At 45.7% G+C, this 4,485-nt stretch carries 4 protein-coding genes; 3 read left to right on the top strand and 1 reads right to left on the bottom strand.

The window, feature by feature from the left end; all coding sequences use genetic code 11:
- Positions 1 to 257 precede the first annotated feature (257 nt).
- Positions 258 to 479 carry a transposase gene (locus tag IQ265_RS30960; RefSeq protein ID WP_194059908.1) on the top strand — a complete coding sequence of 74 codons (222 nt, stop codon included), beginning with the start codon at positions 258 to 260 and terminating at the stop codon, positions 477 to 479.
- On the opposite strand, the gene IQ265_RS28455 is transcribed toward IQ265_RS30960, so the two are convergent.
- On the bottom strand, positions 381 to 665 hold the full coding sequence (locus tag IQ265_RS28455; RefSeq protein ID WP_194059910.1) for a hypothetical protein: 285 nt from the start codon (positions 663 to 665) through the stop codon (positions 381 to 383). The genes IQ265_RS30960 and IQ265_RS28455 overlap by 99 nt on opposite strands.
- A gap of 893 nt (positions 666 to 1,558) precedes the next feature.
- On the opposite strand from IQ265_RS28455, the gene IQ265_RS28450 reads away from it, so the two are divergent.
- Together IQ265_RS28450 and IQ265_RS28445 are read left to right on the top strand one after the other, a co-directional pair.
- On the top strand, positions 1,559 to 2,038 hold the full coding sequence (locus IQ265_RS28450) for a hypothetical protein (protein WP_194059906.1): 480 nt from the start codon (positions 1,559 to 1,561) through the stop codon (positions 2,036 to 2,038).
- 1,094 nt (positions 2,039 to 3,132) lie between these two features.
- Positions 3,133 to 3,738, top strand: a complete 606-nt coding sequence (locus tag IQ265_RS28445; RefSeq protein ID WP_194059904.1) for an SMI1/KNR4 family protein — start codon at positions 3,133 to 3,135, stop codon at positions 3,736 to 3,738.
- Positions 3,739 to 4,485 lie beyond the last annotated feature (747 nt).

Below are 4,485 nucleotides of genomic sequence, written 5' to 3'. Positions count from 1 at the left end.
GTTGGCAGTACTGATCCACAAAGCTAATCGTAGGTCGAGCCAATCGCGGGGCAGACATCGTCATCAACTCTAATCAGAACTCTTCCTAGTCTGCTTTATCTCTTCCAAGAGTGATTGAAGAGGGATAAGTGGCCGAGTAGATTGACGATGCTTGGGCATCTGTGCCTTAATAAGAGACTATTGATTCAGAAGAAGCCTTTAGGGAGCTGTTTGACGCTGAGTCCTGGGCTCAAGCTCTGCCGGGATTCCTCACCTGAATGAAAGCGGCGCAATCACTCTACCCAAACGCTGTAGCGACGATGAGGCGATGGTTGGGGGAAATCCTCCAGTACTTTGAGCACCGAACTACGAGCGGTGTCGTTGAGGGCATCAACACTCGCTTAAAGTTGGTTAAGCGCTCTGGCTACGGGTTCAGCAACTTTGAGCGATTCCGCCTCCGATGTCTCGTCTGCTGGCACTTTTCTCCAACCGCTGCATAGTGATCCCAGGAGAGTCTCGTCCTCCTCAATATCGAGTTTGTTGTTGTAGCGGATATCAAAGCCATTCATTCGCTTTTGCGCATTGATATACTCATCGAGTTTCTCCCCAAGGGTTTCGATCTGTTCAATCCATTCGGCCTCGATGGTATCGGGCAAAGAGCCAAACAGGTCAAAGCTGTCTTTCATGCGCTCTGAGAGCCGCTCGTAAATGTTTTATTCACAATGCCTTGGTAGAGCAGATTCAACATGTCTACGTTGGGGCGAGTTTGGCCAAAGCGTTTAATGTAGCCTATCCACTGCTCAAGTCCAAGTCGGGTCCAAGGCAGATCTACGTTGATGAGCGTGCCTAAACGCTGAAGATTGGCCCCCACAGGCCACGTCGGAGACTACCGTGATTCTAATGGCCTGATCTTCGCCCACCTTCTTTAGCGGTTGCCGTTCGGCGCTAAGGTGAGCTTCTGGCCCTCCGATTAGAGCGTTCTTACCAGCTCCAGCAGATGTTGACGATTTCTATCGAGACTTTGAGAAGATCTGCGCGCGCGATATTGCTCAGCTGCCTTATAATAGTTGAGCAAAGGGCTATCAGTCCCGGTTGAGTGTTGGCGAAGTGATGACCATCCTCATCGCCTTCTGTCGTTCTGGGAATCGGACGTTTAAGAAATTCTACAAGAATAAATTTTGTCGGCTCTCCCTGGTATATATTTGCCAGCAAAGCATATACCTTTGCTGGCAAATATTTCAAAATCCTAAGCATGAACTACATGTACCTGAATATACAATTCAGTTGCAAGCAAGAAGAGTCGCTGTGCCTATTGGAGGAATGCCTTTGACTCAAACGCTATTATCTCCATCGCAGCAAAATCCTCGGACTCTCACCTAAACTCTGCTCTTTACCTTTCTCTCTAGCCTAAATGAGTAAAGTTGAGCTTAGCGACCTTTTTCCTAACCACCTCAAATCACCATCCATTGAAATCGTGGCAGGTCCATAAGAAGGTGTAATATATTTAGCGCTGGCGTAAATGATAAGCATGTACACAATATTTTAACAGTTGATTTAGGGAGCTTAGTAGTTAGAGCTAATGAATAAGGGACTGATAACTTTAATCTTCGTACTTGGAACTATGGTGGCAGTAGTACCACTAGCAGCAAGCCACTCAAACAGTAAGGCTTACACTAAGTCAAACCATGAGTGCACAGAAGACAAAGATAGCCGTGCAGCAGCAACAGAACAAATTTCAACTCCAGGCCAAGAAGATATTGTAGTCATACAAGGATCCGCCAACCAGATGCTCACTAGTAGAGCAGTCTCTCAAATTCCTCCTCAAGCATTAGAAAGAATTCGCGAACTCTCCCAAAGTCACAACGGCATAATCAATTCACGTAGTAGAGTTTTACAGCAGATTGGAGATGAAGCCATTTACGAAAGTAGTGCTATAGAGGTGCAAACCATCACACCCGATGGCATTGTCTCATGCGATGTGACAGATACATTTATTGATGAAATTGTTAATGAGGCTGACAATTTAATATTCATTGGCGGACCTCAGGACAATCAATAAAAACTTTGGATTGATAAGCTGTCGCACACTCAACCTGCATGCTTTGGCCTCTGAAGCTTTTGCTATAAGGGGATAAGCTCGGAAAATTATATCCATAACAGCTTATACCTTTAATAGTTATTAACTTCCAAGCAAAAGAAAGCTACACAAGCCATTTCGCTAGAAAAGGATAAATTCCTTGCCTTCTAGATGAAAAGTATTTTGGACTCCTCTACCATGAAACAATTCTCGCTGTGGCGCAAGCTCAGTTTTAGTAAGCTAGGCCTTTCTATATTTCTTCTATCTTCTAGCTTGTTTTATTCGCAGCCGACAAAAGCGGCTATAGAAGGAACTGAAGCTAGTTCTTTGTCGGGCAGCGTTACTTCAGAATCTGGAGTAGGAAGTTATCAAATAAGCCAATCTTCCCCTCCAGATTATTACTGCCAATTAGCTGTAGAACAAACAAATCCCTCTCCTCCACGGGCCAATTATAGGTCATCAATAACTTGCGGAACTGGAATTCCAACTCGCCTGACTCTCAATGTCTATCAATCTAACGTCAATTTCCCTAATCAATTGCTTTTCATAGGGACTAATACCTTTAATTGCTCCACTGGAGCATATTGCACGACGCCAAGTTATCAACAAACAATAGACAGAACAAAGTTACTCTATGTAAGCGTTTCGGCTGATATTCGGGGCACTTCGGGGGTTGTATACGTTGATACAAGAAGGGCTAGTGTCACTAGGCCATACAACAACGTTGGGGTTATGTATCCTCAGATAAAACCGACCAGAACTGATATGCCACTTGTCCCTTTTCCAGCTCCTCCATTCAGCCCGTGCTGTGAGCGAGCAGCTAGTTTTCGTTCAAACTTGATAACGCTTTATCAGTCTAGAGGTTGGGCTATACCGACCGATTCCCAAGCACATCATATCAAACCTATTGCTTGGGGTGGAAATAATGAGACGTATAATGGTGTTCTATTAGGCGTATCTACGCATAAACTCTTTACAGATTGGTGGTTACAGTTCAGCAATAGAAATTGGTAATAGCATTTGGTAGGAATGCGGCTTAGCGAGCATTCAAGGGAATAGGATGTGGGGGAATCAGCATGTACGAGTGGACAAATGACTCAATAGAGCAATCGTACAAAATTTTTAATGAACTTTCTCTTGATTGGGGTTTTAAATTGAATGAGCCGGCAACAGAAGAAGACCTAAGGGAGTATGAGTTAACAACGGGTATTACTCTCCCTCCTAGTTACAGGCTTTTTCTATTGAAACATAATGGAGCACATCTTTTTCTCTCTAAATCCGGAAGTCTTTCAACAACATATTCTTGGTGGGCAGACTCCGGCATCCTGGTGTTTGGAACAGCTGCCCTTACAGAGTACAGAAACTTTGTGTACAAACTCTCTGACAACTCAGATCGCAGGTTACCTCTACCGATTGCATATTTAGGACGAATAGGCACGGGAGATTTTTGTAGTCTTGATATGAATAACTCTACAGATTTTGAAAGTCCTGTGCTTGACTGTAATCCCGATTATCCTTCCGACGAATGGCTTAACTCAGTTATAGCTAACTCGTTTGAGGATTGGTTGAAAGAAATGTTCTCTCGTGTTATTAGTCACAAAAGTTTTCCAGAGTACTGGTTTAAAGATACTCTTTACGATTGCTCTCTTTGTTCAAGGTCACAGGAAGGGAATCAAGACTAAATGATTCTATAGATATATAAAATTCTCTAAAAAATTACTTAACTAAGCTAGGAGAAATCTAGCCAAAGGGGCGTATTTAATGTTCAAGAGGGGGGCTTTAGAAAAAAGGTATCAAAGCTCTGATTTGTGGCTCTCCTGGAATGAGTATGCTGAAGTAGCTGCTGCTACACGGTATGGCTACGGTGCCTCTACTGACAGAGCTATTGGGTTTACCGGTATTGAGGTTGAGTCGTACGAACAGACCGAGGACGGACTGATTTTGAGCGTAGAAGCCCACTGTGACGCGGCGACCTACCCTGCTGTGGAACCCTGAGCCGCCATCTGCACTAGAACCATGGCTACCTGGTTCGTGACCTCCCCATCAGCTGCTACCGCAAGACGTGGTGACGGGGCAATTGCCGCCAGTTTAAGTGTTCGAGCTGCGGGAAACCCTTCAGCGAGGGCTTTGAGTTTGTTGGGGGTCGTCGGGTCTACACTGACCGATACGCCGAGGTGGGCGTGGCTGATTTGATTCACAGCGATACGGCCAGTGTGTCGCGACAGCACGGGCTGAGCGAAGATTCTCCAGTACTTTGAGCACCGAACTACCAGCGGTGTCGTGGAGGGCATCAACACTCGCTTCGTTGAGAGAGCCGCCGCCCAATGCCCCATACCTCCGCCACCGGCAATTGGGCCAGCACCGGCCCTGGATCGGCCAGCACACAGACCCCCCCATCCGCTTGGCCTGGTGGTTAGCGATCTTAGCCA

The organism is Nodosilinea sp. LEGE 06152, assembly GCF_015207525.1.
GTDB lineage: Bacteria > Cyanobacteriota > Cyanobacteriia > Phormidesmidales > Phormidesmidaceae > Nodosilinea.
The sequence above is the reverse complement of the archived record's forward strand: the minus strand, read 5'-3'. Positions and strand labels throughout refer to the sequence as shown.